We start from the raw sequence: 18,225 nt of genomic DNA on the forward strand, positions 1-18,225 counted from the left end.
GCACTACGACCGGCAATGCCACTCATGCGCGAACACCGAAGCTCTCATCATTCGTAGCGAGCCCGCTGTCCTGCCGCGAAGGCCACAAGGCCGCGTTTCGCATCGAGACTGGTGAACGCGATCTGCCCGAACCGCGACTCCTGCTCAAACGCTTCGTCCAGGGGAAGGTCGGCCAGGCGCTCCACAGACTGCTTGATCAGCGACAGGGCTGTCGCGCTCAGCTCGCAAATCTCCCTTGCCCATGCGAGGGCAGTGCCCATCACGGCCTCGCTAGGCACGACGTCGTTGACGATGCCGAAGGCTTTCATCTTCTCCGCAGAAAACTGCCGGGCGGTCAGCAGCAACTCCATCGCATGCGCATGCGCCACCTGTCGCTTGAGCCTGACGAGCGTGCCGCCAGCAGGCACGAGCCCCAGCTTCGGCTCCGGCAGCGCGAAGCGGGCATCGGCGCTGGCGATGCGGATATCGGTGGCCAGCATGATCTCGAAGCCGCCGCCCAGGCACAGGCCATTGATCGCGCAGATGATCGGCTTGTACAGGCCGACGCCCTTCAGGTGGGCCTCGTCCCAGGACGAGATCGTGATCTCGTTGCGGGCGAGGGCCGGAATCGACTCCTTCAGGTCCGCGCCGACACAGAATGCCCGGTCACCCGCGCCTGTCAGGATGACGACGCGCACGCCGTCGTCATCGCGCGCCCGCTTGAACGCCAGGCCCAGGTCGCGATACATCGCCAAGGTCAGCGCGTTCAGCTTCTCCGGCCGGTTGAAGGTGATGATCGCGATGCGGTCTTCGACCCGGTACTCGATGCCCATCACACGACCCCCCGCTGGCGCAGCGCCGCGTACTCGGTCGGGGCCAGGCCGAGCCACGACAGGAAGACCTGCTCGTTGTCCTCGCCGGGCAGCGGCGCCGTGAGCCCGGTCGGAGGCGGCACGTCCGACAGCTTGACCGGCGAGCCGAAAACGTCCGCCCGCAGCCCGCCATAGGCGACCGGCACGATCATGCCGCGCGCACGAATATGTGGATCGTTGACGACCTCGTCGATCGTCTTGATCGGGCTCAGCGGAAAGCGGTCGCCTGCGATCTCCTCGAGTTCCTCCTTCGTGCGCCCGCCGCACCAGGCCTCGACGATGGGCCGAATGCGGCGCTCGTAGACGGCAAGGTCGAAGCGCTTGGCCATCGTGTCGATCTCCGGGTCGCGCGCGTGCTCCGGCGTACCGAACAGGCGGCAGGCCTCGGCCCAGAACTTGTCGGTGTAGGCGCCGAAGAACACGTAGCCGTCCTTGCACGGGTAGCGCCCATAAGGCCGCACGAAGGGGTGCTCGTTGCCCAGCGGCCGCGCGACCTCGCCGGCCATCGTGTAGCGGACGACGGCGTTCTCGGTCAGCGACAGCACCGCGTCCTGCTGCGAGATGTCGACCATCTGGCCGACGCCAGTGGCCTCAGCCTGGCGCAGCGCGGCGAGCGTGCCGAAGGCGCCGTAGAGCGAGGCCGCCAGGTCGCCGATGATCGTGCCGACCCGCACAGGATCATCCGGCTCTCCGTTCATCGACCACAGCCCGCCGGCGGCCTGTGCGTTGTTGTCGAAGGACGGGCGCAAAGAGTTCGGTCCGCTGTGGCCGAAGCCGCTGATTGCCGTGTAGACGAGGCGAGGATTCGCTTCACGCAGCACGGCGTGGCCGAGGCCGAGCTTCTCCATCGTTCCCGGGCGGAAGTTCTCGATCAGCACATCGGCCTTCGCGATCATGCGCAGGAAGATGCGTTTTCCCTCCGCATCTTTCAGGTCCAGGTGCGCGCCGAGCTTGCCGCGGTTGTACTGGGCGAAGAAGCCGCTGCGCGCACCGCCCCCGTCGTCGATGAAGGGAGGGAAGCTGCGAACGTAGTCGGGATCGGTCGGATGCTCGATCTTGATCACCGTCGCGCCCAGGTCGGCGAACATCATCGAGCAGTAGGGGCCGGCGACCACGCGCGTCAGGTCGATCACGACGACGCCGGCCAGCGGGCCGGCCCGGACTTCGCCATCGGCGGTCATCGAGCGCCCCCGCGGATCTCCTGCAGCAGCGCGACGGCCCGGTCTGTGCGGACGTCATGCGCCTGTGCCATGCGTCGGGCGACCTGGTCGATCTCGTCGCCGGTGGCGCCGGCCACCAGTGCGATATTGCGGGCGTGCAGCGCCATGTGCCCGCGCTGGATGCCCTCGGTCGCCAGCGCGCGCAGGGCGCCGAGGTTCTGCGCGAGGCCGACGGCGACCGCGATCTCGCCGAGTTCCTGGGCGGACTTCACGTCGAGGATCTTGAGCGCGAGCTGAGACAGCGGGTGCGTCTTCGTCGCGCCGCCGACCAGGCCGACCGGCATCGGCATCTCGATCGTGCCGACCAGCGCGCCGCGCGCGTCCTTCTCCCAGCGGGTCAGCGAGGTGTAGCGGCCGCTGCGGCTGGCAAACGCGTGGGCGCCGGCCTCGACGGCCCGCCAGTCGTTGCCGGTCGCGACGATGACGGGGTCGATGCCGTTCATGATGCCCTTGTTGTGCGTCGCTGCCCGGTAGGGGTCGACCGCCGCGAAGGTGTAGGCATCGAGCACGCCTTCGATGACTTCCTCGCCGGAGCGCTGCTCGGTCCTGAGCGCCTCCGGCGCGAGGCGAACGCGGGCGCGGGCCAGCCGCAGGTCGGCGAGGTTCGACAGGATGCGCAGGCGCACGCTGCCGCCGGTGACCTGTTCGACCAGCGGCGAGACCGACTCGGCCATCGTGTTGACGGTGTTCGCGCCCATCGCGTCGCGCACGTCGACGATCAGGTGCATGACGACCATCGGGCCGCGCGCGGTGTCGGGGAAGACGTGCACCTCGATATCGCAGCAGCCGCCGCCGAGGCCGATCAGCACCTTGTCGCGCGAGTTCGCCACCGCGAGGATCTCATTGCGATGCTTCAGCAGTGCCTGGCGCGCGCCGTAGGGATCGGTGACGCCGAGGACCTGCACCTGGGCGCGCATCAGGGGGCCGGTGCTGGAGGTGTGGAAGCCGCCACCCTCGCGCGCCAGCTTGGCCATGAAGGAGGCGGCGGCGACGACGGACGGCTCCTCGACGACCATCGGCACCAGCACGTCGCGTCCGTTCACCTGGAAATTCCCGGCGATCGCGAAAGGCAGCTCGAAGGTGCCGATGACGTTCTCGATCATTCCGTCGGCGCGTGCCAGCGGCAGTGCGCCGGGGCGACTCAGCAGCGCGACCTCGTCGGTGCTCAGGCCGGCGGCCTGCGCAAGGTGAGCCAGGCGCTCGGCGGGGTTCAGTGCGCGGAAGTTCGGAAGGCGCGAGTCGGCGGCCATGGATGTCTCCTGTCGAATTGGGTTCTGATCGGGTTGGATCGGCTCAGCGGGGCCCGCTGGTGGTGCCGATCGTCAGCAGCTGAAAGTTCTTGCGGGCGCGCAGGTACTGGCCGGCCGCATCGCGCTCCACGTCGGCCACGGCGACGTAGAGTCGGTCGCGGCGGCTGTCGTAGGCGGCAGTGCGCGCGCCGTCGCGCGTGGCCAGCCGTTGGGTCGCGGTGACGCGGCCGAGCTCGTCGAGCCGGTAGATCGTGAGGCTGCCGTCGAGGCAGGGCACGAAGCCGATGCGGCGTTCGGCGTCGAAGATCGAGGCGTCAGCGCCCTGGCCGATTTCCAGTTGCCCGCGATCACGGCCGTCGCGATGGTCGATGAACTTCAGCACGCCGTTGTGGCAGGCCGCGGCCAGGATGCCGCTGCGCGCATCGAGCGCCAGGCCGGTGGGCTCGTCGCAGCCGGGCAGCGCGTAGCGCCGGGTGACACGGTTCCTTGCGATGTCGATCACGGCGATCTCGTTGCGGTCCTCCAGGTTGACGTAGAGACGCCCCGCGCCGTCGACGACGGCAGCCTCGGGCGTGCCGCCCAGGGCGATGTGGGCCACGGCGCGCCGCGAGCCGACGTCGATCACGGTGATGTCCTGGCTGCCGCCGTTCATGACGAAGGCGCGTCCACTGGCCTCGTCGTAGGCCGCGCCGTCCGGCCCCTTGCCGGCGGGGAGGGTGGCCAGCACCTGACCGCTGCGGCGGTCCATCAGGGTGACCCGATCCATGGTCCGATGGGTCGCCAGCAGCAGGTCGGGGCCCACCAGCAGGACCGAGGCAACGCCCTGCCTGTCCAGCATCGTGGTCATGCGGTCGCCGTCCAGCATCTCGACGCCGAAGGAGCGGCCGACGAAGACGCGACCCGAGGGCTGCTCGACCGAGACGTAGTCGAAGCCGCCTTCGACGCCGGGCGTGCTGCCCTTGACCTCGTAGGCGAGCGGCGCTTCGGACGGGCCGGCGTGAGCCAGAACGCCGCAGAGGGCAAGAAGAAGGCCTGCGAGGCATCGAAGGGCGCCGTTCATGCCGTGGCTCCCAGCACCGTGCGCAGCCAGGCCGCGCCATCGTCGATCGCTTCGCTGGCGACCCGGGAGATCGACACCGCTTCCAGGAAGCTGTGCGGCGCACCCGGGTAGACCTTGATCTTCACGGCGTTGCCGGCCTCCAGCAGACGTCCGGCCATCAGGTAGTTCTGTTCGGTGAAGACATCGCACTCACCGACAGCCAGGAAGGTCGGCGGCAACTCGTGTAGCGCAGCCAGCGACGGGGCAGCGTACGGGTCGCGCCTGTCGGCGAGCGCGCCGATGTAGTTGTCCCAGAACCATGAGACCTCGGCAGCGCTGAGCATGTCGGCCGAGGTGCCGTAGCGCTGCCGGGCGGTCGGGGACATGTCGGAACTGAAGCCGGCGTAGTTGCTGAGGATCGCCTTGACCGCGCCACCGTGGCCGCCGTCGCGCAGGCGCAGTGCCGCGCCCATCGACAGTACGCCGCCGGCCGAGTCGCCGCCAAGCGCCAGTGCATCGGCCGACAGCCCGAGGCTCGCCGCGTGCAGGCCCAGCCATCGCACCAGCGCCACGACCTGGTTCAGCGCGGCGGGATACGGCGCCTCCGGTGCGAGCGCGTAGTCGAGGCCGACGACCGCCATGCCGCTGCGCGCTGCGTACTCGCGCATCACGCGGTCGTGGGTGTCGAGGCTGAACAGTGCCCAGCCGCCGCCATGCAGGTAGATCAGCGTCGGCTTGGCCTGGCCCGGCGCGGGGTCGTAGATGCGCAGGCGCAGCGGCCCGGCGTCGGACTCGACCACCGCCTCGCGGGTCTCTGCGATCACCGGCCCGCCGGCCGTCCACGGCTTGCGCGACAGCTCGGCGACCTCGCGCCGCTCGGTCCAGCCCAGCGTGCGGCCGAGCGTGCGCTCGCGTTCGGCCGTCAATGCGCGGCCTGCCTGGACGACCTCGTCGATGAAACGCTTGATCTCCGGGTCCAGCGGCGAGGCCGGCGGCTGGGTTGCAGGCACCGCGCCGGCCGGGCGCGCCGCAGCGAAGCGCCGCATCCAGCCGGCCAGCACCGGCTGGTCGAGGATGTCCAGCCCGCGCAGGATGTCGGCGAACACGTCGTCGCGTTCATCCTGGCCAAGCTTGAACTTCGAGCGGACGCGCATCACCTGGGCCTCGAAGCCGACGACGTTGTCCGCCAGGCGGTCGTAGCGTTCGCCCATCTCCGTGCTGCGCCAGCGTCCCGGGCGCTGGTCTTCGACCTGGCCGACCAGGCCTTCCAGCAGGCGGCGCGCATCGGCCGGCGTGTCGAGCACGCGCACCTCGACGTCGAAGACGGCGCTGGCGTAGTTCCAGGTCGGCGCCTGCGTGCGATCGGCGAACCAGGAAGGCGAGATGTAGCCGCTCGGCCCGATCAGCAGGATCGTCGCCCGCGGGTCAGCGGCCAGCGCTTCGAGCTGCGCGTTGCGGCGCGCGAAATGACCGAGGATCATGGCCGGGTGCCCGTCGTCGTCGACAGTCAGCTGGACGGGCAGCGGCGTGGCGTTCAGTGCGCCGGCGGCGCCCGAGACAATCCAGGCCAGCGGCTGCTGACGCACCAGATCGACGAGGTCGTCGGGATGGAGCGCGCGGAAGATGTCAGTCATGGGAAGGGGCGGTTGAAGGATGAGGGGTGGGCGCGGCGCCGGTCGCGTTCAGCGCAGGCCAGCGATCGGCCCAGGGGCAGGCGGCTTCCAGCTCGAAGGCAAGCGCCAGCAGGCGGTCCTCCTGGCCGCGGTCGGCCGAGAACATGCTGCCGATCGGCAGGCCCTCGGTGCTCTGGAACAGCGGCAGCGAGATCGCCGGGATGCCGCCCAGGTTGTGCAGCGGCGTGTAGGCGATCCACTCGAACATGTCGGGCATCAGCGTCGCCGCCGGCACGCCGGGCCCGTAGCGGCCGAGCAGCGGCGGTGGCGCCCCGAGCACCGGCGACAGCAGCAGGTCGAAGCGGGTGAAGAACTCGGCCAGCGTCGCGGGCAGCCGGGCGAACTGGGCGTAGATGTGTTCCAGCGCCGAGGTCGGCAGGCGGGCCGCGCGTTCGGCCAGCGCGAGGGTCCAGGGCTCCAGGTGGTCCTCGAGCCGGTGGCCGCCGGCCAATGGGCGCACCGCGTCCACGCAGTCGGCGGCGAGATGGCTCCACAGATCCTCGAAGGCCGACAGTGCGGCGTCGCCATCGACCGGCCATGTGGCGGCCTGCACATGGTGGCCGAGCGAACTGCAGAGATCGGCCGTGCGGCGGATCGCGTTCGTGACGTCCGGGTGCGGCGCCTGCCCGCGCAGGCCATGGTCGACGACGGCGATGCGCAGCCGCTCCCGCGATGCCCCTTGCACCACTGGCCGCGCCGGGTCGCGGTGCGCGGCGGCGAAGCCCCAGGCCGTGTCGCGCACCGTGCGGGACATCAGGCTGTCGCTGACGAGCAGGTCCTCGATCGCATGCCGCGCCCGCACGCGCACGGTGCTGTCGCGCCCGGGTTTCAGGCCGACGATGCCGCAGCAGGACGCCGGCGTGCGGATCGAGCCGCCGCCGTCGCTGCCGTGCGCGAGCGGCACCAGGCCGGCGGCGACGGCCGCGCCCGCGCCGCCGCTGGAGCCTGCGGGCGAATGCGCGGGCGACCAGGGATTGCGGGTGACCGGGCCGGCCAGCGGCTCGGTCGAGGCCAGCAGGCCGAACTCCGGCATCGAGGTCTTGCCCACGGCGACCAGGCCCGCCTGGCGGAGCCGGTCGGCATAGGCGTAGCCCTGCTCGATGGTGCGGCCCGTCCGGCTGCGCGAGCAGGATGTCGTGGGCATGCCGGGGTAGTCGAGCGAGTCCTTGGCGAGCCAGGGCACGCCGCGCATCAGCCCGCTGGCGGGCAGCGCCTGCAGCTCGCGGCGGGCCACGGCCTCGGCCCGGTGGCTGATCGACTGCAGCGAGGGTTCGATCGCCTCGATGCGCATCAGCGCCGCCTCGGCCAGCGCCTCCACGGGCAGTTCGCCGTCGCGCACGAGCGCCGCCTGCGCGTGGGCATCCAGCCTGCCGAGCGCCCGAGCGTCCGACAGGGTCAATTCGGTGTTCATCGTCATGCCCTTCAGAACATCACGAGCACTTCGGCACGCGCGCGTGCGCCCGACCGGTCGCGCGTCAGCAGGCCCGAGGTCGAGGCCCGGACGTTGGTGTCGCTGAGGCCGACCGAGTACTGCCAGGCGCCGCGCCGCGCGATCAGACGCAGGTCCGCGTCCTCGTAGTTGCCGATGGCGTGATTGCTGAAGTCGTAGTGGCCGACCGCCGCGGAGCCTGTCAGATGGAAGCCGTGCACGGTCCCGAAGGGGGCGCGCAGGTTGAGGTAGACGTAGGTCGAGCGGCCGCCCTGGAAGTAGTCCCAGGAGTAGTACACGCCGCCACCGGGGCGCACCGCGCCCAGGTCGTAGGACACCGACGCGGTGACTTCCTGGAAGTCCAGCGACATCGTGGCCGAAGGGCGCTGCCGGTACAGGTAGCCGGCGTTGACGCTCCACTTGCCGAAGCGCCGGCCCCAGCCGACGAAGTAGTCGATCTCGGCCTGCGTGTCGGTGTCCGGCCCGAGATCGAGGCTGCCCGCCCAGATGCCCGCGTAGGCGCCGCCGTCATGGCTCAGCTTCAGCTCGCCACTGAGGGCAAGCTTGCCGTCGGTCTGCTGCTGGCCGCGCCACATCCGGCTGGTGCCCAGCACGGCGCCTGAGTCCCAATGGAAGGTGCTGGCCGGCTCGGCTGCGGAGGCCGGGATGCCGGGCGCTGCCAGGCCGGCGAGCAGGAAGGGCGCAAGAGAACGAGATTTCATGAGTTGAAGACTAATGATTTCGATGCGGCGGTTCTTCGCCAAAGAGGAACGCCAATGAACCGGAACGGGCACGGCGAGCGTGGCTACAGCCGTGCCAGTGCGAATCCCGCCGTGACGGCGAAGGCGGTGCCGACGATGACGAGGCCCACCGTGCGCTTGCGCCGCGTGAGCATCCACAGCGCCAGGCCCGATAGCGACAGCAGGATCAGGCTGCCGGCCAGCGTGTCGACCAGCAGGATCCACGGCAGCCGCATTCCGGTGCCCTTGTGCAGATTGGTCAGGGTGGCGATGAAGCCATCCTCGGTGCGGCGTATGTTGACCGTGCGATTGCCCAGCCAGTAGTCGGCCTGGAGCTGGGCGCGGGGCGTGTTGAAGTAGAGGGTCCAGTGCTCGGGCTGCATCGGCACCGCAGCGCCCGAGGCACCCGGCGCGCTGTCCGCCCACGGCGCCGGCCCGGCCTTCTCGACCCGCACGGCGGTCGGGGTATCGAGGCCGCCCAGTGTCTGCCGCAGCCAGGCGGCCATCGCGGAGGCATCCGCGGGTGCCGGGCCTTCGAGCGTCAGCTGGCTGCTCTGGCGTTCGATGGATGGCTGCAGCGGCAGCAGCGCGCGGTGGTTCAGCCAGATGCCGCTGATGCCGAACAGCAGGCCCAGCGTGGCGCCCCACAGGCCGATCCAGCCGTGGGTCTTGCGCAGCCAGGCGATCAGCGTGGCGCGTGAGGGAGTCGATGGCAGTGTCATAGGGGAGAGCGTACCCAGGGCGCCGTGCGCGATCTTCGCCAAAGCGGCGGCCCGCTTCGCCAGAACGGGCGCCAGCGGCCGCTGCGGGCCGTTTTGGCTAAGCCGCAGCCCGCTTCGGCATCCGGCGGGCGGGACCGCTTGGCTATCCTGACCGGACCTTGAAACTCACAGGATCGCTCGTGGCCATTGCTTCTTCCTCAACTGCCGACAGCGCACGCGCATGGCTCGAACGCCTGGTTGCCTTCGACACGACGTCGCGCAACTCCAACCTGGCGCTGGTCGAAGCCATCGAATCCTGGCTGGACGAGCGGGGCGTCAGATCGATGCGCGTCGCCAACGCCGAGGGCCGCAAGGCGAACCTGCTGTTCTCGATCGGACCTGACGTGGCGGGCGGCGTCGTGCTGTCCGCGCATACTGATGTGGTGCCGATCGACGGTCAGGCCTGGAGCTCCGACCCCTGGACCCTTTCGGAGCGCGAGGGCCGCCTCTACGGCCGCGGCGCGGCCGACATGAAGGGCTTCATCGCCGCCGGCCTGTCGCGCGTGCCGGCGATGCTGGACGCCCGGCTGAAGCGGCCGATCCACTTCGCGCTGTCGTACGACGAGGAGGTCGGCCTGCTCGGCGCGCCGTCGCTGATCGAGGCGATCGCGAGCGAGGTGTCGGAGCCGGGTCTCGTGATCGTCGGCGAACCGACCGGGATGCGCATCGTCGACAGGCACAAGGGCATCGTCGGCCTGCGCACGACGGTGATCGGGCACGAGGCGCATTCGAGCCAGACGCACCTGGGCGTCAGTGCCAACATGGCCGCCGCGCGGCTGGCCACGCGCATCGGCGAGATCGCCGACCGCCTGGCGCGAACCGCGCCGGCCGCCAACGGATTCGAGCCGCCGCAGACCACCGTCACCGTCGGCCTGATCCAGGGCGGCACCGCGCCGAACATCCTGGCCGGCAGGTGCGAGTTCATCTGGGACGTGCGCGCCACCTCGCCGGCCGAGGCGCAGACGGTGATCGACGAGGTGCTGGCCTACGCGGCCGAGCTTGAAGCATCGATGAAGGATCGCTTTTCCGAGTGCTCGATCAGTACGGAAGCGCTGTCCAACGTGCCGGCGCTGACCGGCACGGCCGGCTCTCCGGCGTGCGAACTGGTCTCGCGCCTGTGCGGCCATGCGGACAGCCAGGCGGCGTCCTTCGTCACCGAAGCGGGCCTGTTCGAACTGGCCGGCCTGCCGACGGTCGTCTGTGGCCCGGGATGGATCGCCCAGGCGCACCAGCCGGACGAGTACATCGAGACCAGCCAGCTCGCGGCCAGCGAGACCTTCATGGACCGCCTGATCGAAGAGCTTTGCAGATGAGTCCGGATCCCCTGGAAGTCCCTGCAGCCAAGCCAGACCGCTTGATAGGCGGGCGCGGCTGGACCCTGGGCGTGCTCACCTCGATCTACCTGGTCAACTTCATCGACCGCCAGATCCTGCCGATGCTGCTGCCGCAGGTGAAGGCGGAGTTCGGCCTCTCGGACAGCGCGCTCGGCCTGCTGGTGGGGCCGACCTTCGCCTTCTTCTATGCCGTCCTCGGCCTGCCGCTGGCGCTGCTGGCCGACCGGACGGACCGGCGGCGGCTGATCGCAGCCTCGCTGGCGCTGTTCTCGGCGATGACGATGGCCTGCGGCTTCGTCGTGCAGTTCTGGCAACTGGCCGTGGCACGCGTGCTCACCGGTGTCGGCGAGGCCGGGACCGGGCCCGCGTCGCAGACGATGATCACCGACCTCTATCCGCCGCAGCAGCGGGCTCGCGCGCAGGCGATCTACGCGAGCGGCTCCAACCTCGGCGTGCTGGTCGCCTTCGCGGCCGGCGGCGTGATCGCGCAGGCCTGGGGCTGGCGAACCGCCTTCATCGCCGCCGGACTGCCGGGCCTGGTGATCTCGGTGCTGCTGCTCGCCACCGTGCGCAATCCGCCGCGCGGCGCGCAGGACAGCGCGGCGGCCAAGGCCGATGCCGTGCCACTGCGTGCGGTGATGCGCCTGCTCTGGAGCAGCCGGGCCCTGCGCTGGACGGCCTTCGGTGCCTCCACGACCTGCTTCACGGCCTATTCGCTCGGCGGCTTCTTCCCGCTGTTCCTGTCGCGCAGCCATGGTCTTTCGCCTCGGGAGATCGGCCTGACGATGGCGCTGACGATCGGCGTCTGCGGTGGCCTGGCGACGTATCTCGCCGGTTACTTCGCCGACCGGCTCGGGCGGACCGACCAGCGCTGGTATGCCTGGGTGCCGGCCATCGCGGCGCTGCTGCCGCTGCCGCTGGTGCCGATCTGCTTTCTCGCGCAGGACACCGCGACCGCGCTGGCCGCCGCGGTCGTGCCGCTGGCGCTGACAGCAGCCTTCGTCGGGCCGACGATCACGCTGGTCCAGCAGCTGGTCCCGGTGCGCAGCCGCGCGACGGCGGTCGCCACGTTGATCCTGATCGACAACATCATCGGCCTCGGGCTCGGCCCGCAGTTCGTCGGCATCGCCAGCGACCTGCTCAAGCCTGCGCTGGGTGCCGATGCGCTGCGCTATGCGCTGCTGGCCGCGACGGTCGGATCGGCCGTGTCGGCCTTCGGCTTCTGCATGGCATCGCGCCACCTGCGCGGCGATGGCGAAGCGGTGAGGGCAGCAGCATCGAATTGATAAGTGGCCGGCCGGTTCCGCGAAACATCGCGCAACACATCAGGTCACAGTTGACTCACACCAAAACCATCACATGGATGCCCTGATGAAGCACCCCGAACCCAAGCTGACATCGATTGCCATTGCAATGGCAATCATGGCCGCACCGGCCCTGGCGCAGACCGCCGGCGACGCCACCACCAAGGCCGCCGACAAGGAGGATGGCGCGGCAGCCGCGTCGTCCCTCAGCACCGTGGTGATCACGGGCCAGCGCATCAATCGCGTCAGCAACGGCGCGACGAATCTCGATCTCGAGGCCAAGGACACGCCGCAGTCGATCAGCTTCATCACGCAGGAGCAGATGAGGAACTTCGGCGCTAGCGACATCAACGCGGCACTGCGCCTGGCGACCGGCATCCGGGTGGAGCAGGTCGGCACCAACCAGACCCAATACCTGTCGCGCGGCTTCGAGATCAAGAACACGCAGATCGACGGTGTCGGCATGCCCAATGGCTGGGGTCTCGTCACCAACGCCATGGACACCTTCGGCTACGAGCGGGTGGAAGTCGTGCGCGGGGCCAACGGGCTGCTGACTGGGGTGGGCAATGCGTCGGGCACGATCAACTACGTGCGCAAGCGCCCGACCAACAAGGCCGGCGGCTCCGTGGGCCTGAGCTATGGCTCGTGGGACACCAAGCGCGTGGAGGCCGACTATTCGACCCCGTTGACCGCTGACGGCAACTGGGCCGGCCGGGTCATGGTGGCCGCCGAGGACGGCGGCTCCTACCTGCGCGACTTCAAGAGCGATCGCAACTTCTTCTATGGCGTCGTGGACGGCCAGATCGGCGACCATGGCACGCTGGCCGCCGGCTTCTCTCGCCAGAAGGCCGACACCAGCGGCAATATGTGGGGCACGCTGACCTTCGTCGACAGCGACGGGAAGCAACTCGAATGGGACCGCAGCGCCTCGACCACGCAGAAGTGGACCTACTGGAACACGATCACGGAAACGGGCTTCGTCGACTACACGCATGAGTTCGGCGACTGGAAGGTGAAGGCGTCGTACAACTACCGCACGTCCGACAACGACTCCACGCTGTTCATGGCCTACTCGTCGACCGGTATCAATCCGGCCACTGGGCTGGGACTTGCGGGCTGGGCCTACAAGAGCAAGTCCCCGATCACCGCCCGTCTTGTCGATCTGTCGATCAACGGCCGCTACGAACTGTTGGGCCGCAAGCATGAAGCGACGTTCGGCGTGAGCTACTCGACCAGCGAGAGAGTCGACAACTACAACCCGACGTCCTTCGCAGGACCGGCGTTCGGTGCCTTGCCCGCCTTCCCCTATTCGAACGACGCCATTCCCGAGCCGACCTTCGGAGCGAGCACGTTCTACACCTCGCTGAACCAGCGCATCAAGCGCGCGTACGCCGTGACGCGTCTGGCGCTGACCGACAGCACGCACGCCATCATCGGCGCCAATTTCACCGAGTACCACCGCGACGGCCTGAATGCGGACACGACGGCCTTCGACCAGACGGAGAAGAACACCAGTCCGTATGTCGGCCTGAGCTACGACTTCACCCCGTCGCTGCTCGGCTACTTCAACTATTCGTACATCTATCAGCCGCAGGAGCAGTTCACTGCGGACCACAACTACATCTCGCCGAGCAAGGGCACCAACTACGAGGTCGGCATCAAGGGCGAATGGCTGGACAAGCGACTGCTCACCACGGCGGCCTACTTCGATGCCAGCCAGCAGGGCCTGGCGACCTACGTCGGCACGGTCTTCCTGGAAGGCAGCGCCTTCGGGGCCTACAAGGGCGTGGACGTCAAGTCGAAAGGCTTCGAGCTGGAGGCCACCGGCAAGATCAACCGCTTCACCGACCTGGTGGTCGGCTACACGCACATCAGCATGAGCGGTGCGACCGATGGCGCCACCTATCCCTGGGTGCCGCGCAACATGGTCAACGTGGCGCTGTCGGCACGCGTACCGCAGATGGAGAAGCTGTCGCTCGGCGTCAGCGGCCGCTGGCAGAGCGGCACGTCCAACGTCGACAGCTACAGCCGCTTCAATGTGAGCCAGGGCAGTTACGCAGTGCTCAATGCGTTCGCCGCCTGGGAGTTCATGCCCGGCCTCACGCTGCGCGCCAACGTCAACAACATCGCCGACCAGAAGTACATCAACAGCCTCTACATCGCCAGCTACTATGCAGCCCCGCGCAACTACACGGCCTCGCTGAACTGGCGCTTCTGACCGATGAGGGCTCCTGCCGGATGAAGGTGTTCATGCCGACTCTGTCAACGCTCGTCGCCTGCGCGCTGGCCGCTTCGGCCCTCGCTGCTTCCGCGGCCTCATTGCCTGCGCCAGACGGCCCCTTCGGTGTCGGCGTGGTCCGCAGCGAGTTCGTCGATGCCAGCCGGCGCCTGGACTTCGAGGACCCCGCCAGCGGGCCGCGGCGCCTGCCGATGCTCGTCTGGTATCCGGCCGCCGGTGCCCGCGCCGCCGATGACTCGGCCTACCTGGCACCGGACGTGGCCGCAGCGACCCTGCCGGGCATCGGACGCACCTTCGCCTACACGGAAGAGGAGCTGAAGCCGGTGGCCGGCGCGCGCGTCATCGGCGTGCGTGTCGGCGCCCGCCCGCTGCGGCGCGCGGGCCAGGCCTTCCCGGTCGTGATCTTCAGCCACGGCCTGCTGCTCTATCCCGAGCAGAACAGCGCGCTGGCCGCGCGGCTGGCGAGTCATGGCTACATCGTCATCTCGATCGCCCATCCGCTCGATGCGGCCGACCAGCGCCTGCTGGACGGCCGCGTCGTCGCGTCCCGCTTCTCGACCGCGCATGACGACCCGCGTTTCAACGGCGCCTTCGACACCCTCGTCGGTGGCGCCGGCCTGGCCGACCGGCGCGAGGCGCTCGGTGTCTATGCCGACGCGATCGGCCGGACGCGCCTGGGCCGCTCGCTGGCGGAATGGCGGGCCGACACGCTGGCGCTGGCGCAGGCCGTGGTTGCGCGGCGCGAGCCGGCTGCCGTGCGCGCGGTGCTCGCTGCCGCTGACCGCTCGCGTCTGGCCTTCGCCGGCATGTCCTTCGGCGGCGCGACGGCGGCGACGAGTTGCAGGCTGGTCTCGCAGTGCCGCGCCGCGGTGAACCTGGACGGCCAGAACTTCGATCCCGCGCTGTTCGATGCGCCGGTCGGCCGGCCGCTGCTGCTGATGCTGAGCGACTGGCCGCGCTACGGGCTGCTCAAGGGCCAAGCGCGCGATGAGGACTTCAGCCCCAACGACCTGGCCTACGAGCCCTGGCAGTCGACCGGCACCGACCCGCAACTGCTGCGCGTGCGCCTGGCCGGCGCCAGGCACATGGGCTTCACCGATTTCGTCGCGCTGCTGGATGGCGGCAAGCGCGACGCTCGCGTAGGCGAGATCGAAGGCGGCGAAGCCTTGGCTGCGGTCAATGACCTGGTGCTGGCCTTCCTCGATGTCCGCCTGCGCGATGGCGATGGCGAAGCGATCGAGCGGGCGCTGCAAGCTCATCCGGCCCTGGCGCGCCACCTGCCAGGCCGGATGAAAGCCTGGACAGGGCGCTAGCGCTCAGTTGACCAGCGAGCCCCGCCGCGGGCAGTGCGGCGCCTTGTCCGCACCGTCGGTCTGCGCGGAAGCGCGGGGCAGCGTCATGGCACGGACCGAGGTCGGGCTGGCGCCGAAGGCCAGCTTGAAGGCGCGTGCGAAGCTGCCCGGGCATTCGTAGCCGCACTCGATGGCGATGTCGAGCATCGAGATGTCGCTCTTGCTCACCAGCACCATCGCCTTCGACAGGCGGACCTGCTTGTACACCTGCCCGACGCTGCCGCGGAACAGCACCTGGAAGCCATGCTGCAGCTTCTTGACGGTCAGCCCGACGGTCGCGGCGAGGTCGGCCACGCCCAGCGGCTCATCAAGGTTCGTCTCGATCAACTGGCGCGCGAGCTTGAGCTTCTCGACATCGCCGCGCCGGAGCACGGGGCCATTGGCCTCGGTGCTGTCTTCGGCATAGGACTGGATCACCGAGCAGGCGATCTCCAGCGCCTTGGCGATGAAGTAGAGCCGGCGCAGTTCGCCCTCGTAGGGGCACTCGAACACCTGTGTTGCCGCGATGCTGGCGCCGCTGGCCAAGGGCACATGGCGCAGTCCGATCGGGATCCCCTCGACGATGTAGTCACGGAAGATCGCGGGCAGGGCCTCGACGTCGATGCCGAGCACGTCGCGCATGCGGTCGCAGCGCAGGAAAACCGTCACGTAGCGCAGCGAACGGTTCGCCTCGTAGACGGTGTGCACGGCGTCGCCGCGAGACAGGCCGAAGAAGGTGCAGAAGCCGTGTGCCAGGTCGTCTTCGCCGACCGGGTCGCTGCCGGTGGAGATCGGGCTTCGGCCCTCCAGCATCGCGCAGAACACGAGGTGGTCGTCGTGCCGGTGCGAGCGCGAGATTGCGCAGGCCGCGCGAAAGTCGACGACCGCGACGGAGAGGGCGTCGTTGAGCTGGTGGAACTCCCAGCCACCATCGCCGACGATCTCGTCGTAGTGATGGCGGAACCCCTGTCCCGACGCCAGCGGCTCGCGCCAGCCATCGGACTGCGTGGCGCCGCGCCAGTGCTCGGCCTCGGTCGGGCGACCGGCGCTGCCGAGCATGTCCTCGATGGTGCGATCGCTAAGAATCATGGACTTCCTTTTGCCGGGGCACGCAGTGGGCATGCGACGTCTGCAGTTGAACGCAAGAGATGTGCCAGAGATGGACCAACGATGAGCATTTGCTTGTTTGCTATTCGGCGTACCGAAAGCTCGGCGTGAAGCATTCCAGGCCGGTTGAAAGCGACGATACGCCTAACGCGCAAGATCAGCGTGAGGTCTTTACCGGCTTGCGTGTGAAATCCTCGTGGCGTAGCCCGGCTGGGGCGTATTCAGGCAGCCGTCAACTCACCATGCTGCGCGCAGCCCCCGCCGGCTGCCACCGCGATCGTAGGCAGCATCGCGCTCGGCTGACCTACCGCTCCTGCTCTTGCCAGCCTCCCCCTTGGATGCGGGGGAAGGAATGCGCCTTGCCATGCCTGCGCTGCGCATCGACCTGGGGCTCGCGCAGGCCCGCAGCAGAGGAGCAAGTCATGGCGACGATGAAGGAGAAGAACAACAGTCCAGCGGCTCGTGTGCTGATCCTGCTGGCCTTGTCGGGCCTGAGCGCGTGTGGAGGTGGTGGCGGGGGTGCTGGTGACAGCTCGACCGGCATTGCGGCCGGCGCCAGCGCGGGGGCAACATCTGGCACCAGCAGCACTGACACCGGCAGCGGTACGAGCAGCGGCAGCGGTACCAGCACCGGCAGCACGGTCACGACGACCGCTCCCGGAGCGGCCACCGAGGCCGCCAGTGTCGACTACCTCAACCTCGTGCGTGCCGGCGCGGGTGCGGGCGCGCTGGGCCAGGATGAACAACTGTCCGCCGCCGCGCGGAGCTACTCTGCCTATGTGCTGGCCAATCCCGGGGAACCGCCTCACCAGGAGACTGAAGGGCATGCCGGCTATACGGGAGTCCTGCCCGGCGCACGGGTGACGGCGGCCAGCTACACCGGTCAGTTCTGGACGGAGAGCAGCACCGGCTATGGCCACTTCGCCCCCGGTGCTGCCAACTCGTGCGTGCCGGTGCTGCTGAACACGATGTACAACATGGCGGCCTTGCTGGGACCGGCCGCCGATGTGGGCATCGGATACAAGGTCGACGCCAGCGCGGGAGGCTACTGCGTCCTGGACATGGGCTACAAGAGCGGATTGCAGTTGGCCACCGCAGGCAGGCTCGTGAGCTACCCGTATCCAGGGCAGTCCGATGCGATGCCCTCGTACCTGCCCGACGGCGAGCAGCCCCGGCCGCCAGCGGCGCTGACGATGCTGATCGGCCAGCCGATCTACGCCAGCATGGTGAGTGCGGCATCGAGCAGCGGTGAGGGCAGCGGCACGCTGGAGACCTTCGAGCTTCGCGACGCACAGGGGCAACTGGTGCCGGCCTTCGTGCTGTCCTCGTCGTCGATCAGCGTGGCGGCAGGTATCGAGACGCTGGACGATTCGGCCAATGCGGCCAGTCATCCGGCCTATGGCGTCTTCCTCGTCCCGAAGTCCCCGCTGGTGGCGCATGCCAGCTACACGGCGACCTTTGCCGGACACTTCAACGGCGTGGCCTTCAACGGGAACTGGAGCTTCACGACCCGCTCGACCTTCTGAGTCTGAGCCGTGGAGCGTGTGGACGTGCGCGCGCCCTGGCCGGGTCGACCGGAGTGGCACGCCGGTTGCCCAGGAAGGGCACCCGTCTGCGTTTGGCCAGGCATATTCCCGGCGTCAAAGGCCTTCGCCAAATGCTTCGGCCTCAGTCGATCGCCACGGACACTCCCAATGCTTGACGCCGTACAAGACGAGAACTATCCGCCGACCGCCTGGCGCCAGGTCGTCGACAGTGCCGCGGAGACCGCGATCATCGTCACCGACGTCGATGGTCGCGTGCGCATGTGGAATGCCGGCGCCACGCGCATCCTCGGCTGGAGCGAGGGCGAGATGCTCGGTCAGCCGCTCGATCGCCTGTTCACGCCGCAGGACCAGGAGAGCCAGCGCCTTCAGTCGGAGATGAGCCATGCGCTCGCCAGGGGCC

The 18,225-nt window shown here is 69.0% G+C and carries 15 protein-coding genes; 6 read left to right on the forward strand and 9 right to left on the reverse strand.

Translation table 11 applies throughout. The annotated features are described in order from the left end of the window. Positions 1-47: 47 nt before the first annotated feature. The 8 genes from B0W88_RS11595 to B0W88_RS11635 all read right to left on the reverse strand — a co-directional run bounded on the left by B0W88_RS11595 (position 48) and on the right by B0W88_RS11635 (position 8,924). Complete coding sequence (locus B0W88_RS11595) at positions 48-812, reverse strand: enoyl-CoA hydratase/isomerase family protein (RefSeq protein WP_077034817.1); 765 nt, start codon at positions 810-812, stop codon at positions 48-50. Continuing rightward, entirely contained in the window at positions 812-2,032 is a 1,221-nt protein-coding gene (locus tag B0W88_RS11600; RefSeq protein WP_077034818.1) for a CaiB/BaiF CoA-transferase family protein, read from the reverse strand. Before B0W88_RS11600 ends, B0W88_RS11595 begins: the two co-directional genes overlap by 1 nt. Next, positions 2,029-3,321, reverse strand: coding sequence for a hydroxymethylglutaryl-CoA reductase, degradative (locus tag B0W88_RS11605; RefSeq protein WP_077034819.1), 1,293 nt, complete (start codon positions 3,319-3,321; stop codon positions 2,029-2,031). Before B0W88_RS11605 ends, B0W88_RS11600 begins: the two co-directional genes overlap by 4 nt. A gap of 43 nt (positions 3,322-3,364) precedes the next feature. After that, positions 3,365-4,381: a hypothetical protein gene (locus tag B0W88_RS11610; protein WP_077034820.1), complete on the reverse strand. Its 1,017-nt coding sequence runs from the start codon at positions 4,379-4,381 to the stop codon at positions 3,365-3,367. Next, positions 4,378-5,994, reverse strand: a complete 1,617-nt coding sequence (locus B0W88_RS32565; RefSeq protein WP_083748731.1) for an alpha/beta hydrolase fold domain-containing protein — start codon at positions 5,992-5,994, stop codon at positions 4,378-4,380. Before B0W88_RS32565 ends, B0W88_RS11610 begins: the two co-directional genes overlap by 4 nt. Next, on the reverse strand, positions 5,987-7,444 hold the full coding sequence (locus B0W88_RS11625) for an amidase family protein (RefSeq protein ID WP_158080844.1): 1,458 nt from the start codon (positions 7,442-7,444) through the stop codon (positions 5,987-5,989). Before B0W88_RS11625 ends, B0W88_RS32565 begins: the two co-directional genes overlap by 8 nt. Before the next feature lie 11 nt (positions 7,445-7,455). Further along, positions 7,456-8,184, reverse strand: a complete 729-nt coding sequence (locus B0W88_RS11630) for a TorF family putative porin (protein WP_077034822.1) — start codon at positions 8,182-8,184, stop codon at positions 7,456-7,458. A gap of 83 nt (positions 8,185-8,267) precedes the next feature. Further along, positions 8,268-8,924 carry a PepSY-associated TM helix domain-containing protein gene (locus tag B0W88_RS11635; RefSeq protein ID WP_083748732.1) on the reverse strand — a complete coding sequence of 219 codons (657 nt, stop codon included), beginning with the start codon at positions 8,922-8,924 and terminating at the stop codon, positions 8,268-8,270. Between the two features lie 179 nt (positions 8,925-9,103). On the opposite strand from B0W88_RS11635, the gene argE reads away from it, so the two are divergent. The 4 genes from argE (at position 9,104) to B0W88_RS11655 (ending at position 15,153) form a co-directional block, all read left to right on the forward strand. Continuing rightward, entirely contained in the window at positions 9,104-10,276 is a 1,173-nt protein-coding gene (gene argE / locus B0W88_RS11640) for an acetylornithine deacetylase (protein ID WP_198937823.1), read from the forward strand. Beyond that, positions 10,273-11,583: an MFS transporter gene (locus tag B0W88_RS11645; protein ID WP_158080845.1), complete on the forward strand. Its 1,311-nt coding sequence runs from the start codon at positions 10,273-10,275 to the stop codon at positions 11,581-11,583. The genes argE and B0W88_RS11645 overlap by 4 nt, the downstream gene beginning before the upstream one ends. An 85-nt stretch (positions 11,584-11,668) precedes the next feature. Beyond that, positions 11,669-13,819: a TonB-dependent siderophore receptor gene (locus B0W88_RS11650; RefSeq protein ID WP_077034830.1), complete on the forward strand. Its 2,151-nt coding sequence runs from the start codon at positions 11,669-11,671 to the stop codon at positions 13,817-13,819. A gap of 32 nt (positions 13,820-13,851) precedes the next feature. Continuing rightward, the gene (locus tag B0W88_RS11655) at positions 13,852-15,153 is read left to right on the forward strand and encodes a hypothetical protein (RefSeq protein ID WP_158080846.1); all 1,302 of its coding nucleotides are present in this window, start codon (positions 13,852-13,854) and stop codon (positions 15,151-15,153) included. Between the two features lie 3 nt (positions 15,154-15,156). Here B0W88_RS11655 and B0W88_RS11660 read toward each other — a convergent pair whose 3' ends face one another. Continuing rightward, a complete protein-coding gene (locus tag B0W88_RS11660; protein WP_077034825.1) occupies positions 15,157-16,260 on the reverse strand; it encodes an AraC family transcriptional regulator in 1,104 nt (367 codons plus the stop codon). Between the two features lie 440 nt (positions 16,261-16,700). Between B0W88_RS11660 and B0W88_RS32965 the strand changes: the two genes are divergently transcribed. Next, positions 16,701-17,804, forward strand: a complete 1,104-nt coding sequence (locus B0W88_RS32965) for a CAP domain-containing protein (protein ID WP_144006727.1) — start codon at positions 16,701-16,703, stop codon at positions 17,802-17,804. A 168-nt stretch (positions 17,805-17,972) separates the two neighbouring features. Then, on the forward strand, positions 17,973-18,225 hold a 253-nt coding region (locus tag B0W88_RS11670), incomplete at its 3' end, for a PAS domain-containing protein (protein WP_144006728.1).

Source organism: Pelomonas sp. KK5 (assembly GCF_001984095.1).
Taxonomy (GTDB): Bacteria; Pseudomonadota; Gammaproteobacteria; order Burkholderiales; family Burkholderiaceae_C; genus KK5.

Coding starts and splice junctions, on each gene's coding strand:
- B0W88_RS11655 (WP_158080846.1), top strand. CDS start 13,852: ATGCCGACTCTGTCAACGCTCGTCGCCTGCGCGCTGGCCGCTTCGGCC.
- B0W88_RS11650 (WP_077034830.1), top strand. CDS start 11,669: ATGAAGCACCCCGAACCCAAGCTGACATCGATTGCCATTGCAATGGCA.
- B0W88_RS32565 (WP_083748731.1), bottom strand. CDS start 5,994: ATGACTGACATCTTCCGCGCGCTCCATCCCGACGACCTCGTCGATCTG.
- B0W88_RS11600 (WP_077034818.1), bottom strand. CDS start 2,032: ATGACCGCCGATGGCGAAGTCCGGGCCGGCCCGCTGGCCGGCGTCGTC.
- B0W88_RS11630 (WP_077034822.1), bottom strand. CDS start 8,184: ATGAAATCTCGTTCTCTTGCGCCCTTCCTGCTCGCCGGCCTGGCAGCG.
- B0W88_RS11595 (WP_077034817.1), bottom strand. CDS start 812: ATGGGCATCGAGTACCGGGTCGAAGACCGCATCGCGATCATCACCTTC.
- B0W88_RS11635 (WP_083748732.1), bottom strand. CDS start 8,924: ATGACACTGCCATCGACTCCCTCACGCGCCACGCTGATCGCCTGGCTG.
- B0W88_RS11660 (WP_077034825.1), bottom strand. CDS start 16,260: ATGATTCTTAGCGATCGCACCATCGAGGACATGCTCGGCAGCGCCGGT.
- B0W88_RS11605 (WP_077034819.1), bottom strand. CDS start 3,321: ATGGCCGCCGACTCGCGCCTTCCGAACTTCCGCGCACTGAACCCCGCC.
- B0W88_RS11645 (WP_158080845.1), top strand. CDS start 10,273: ATGAGTCCGGATCCCCTGGAAGTCCCTGCAGCCAAGCCAGACCGCTTG.
- B0W88_RS11625 (WP_158080844.1), bottom strand. CDS start 7,444: ATGAACACCGAATTGACCCTGTCGGACGCTCGGGCGCTCGGCAGGCTG.
- B0W88_RS32965 (WP_144006727.1), top strand. CDS start 16,701: ATGGCGACGATGAAGGAGAAGAACAACAGTCCAGCGGCTCGTGTGCTG.
- B0W88_RS11610 (WP_077034820.1), bottom strand. CDS start 4,381: ATGAACGGCGCCCTTCGATGCCTCGCAGGCCTTCTTCTTGCCCTCTGC.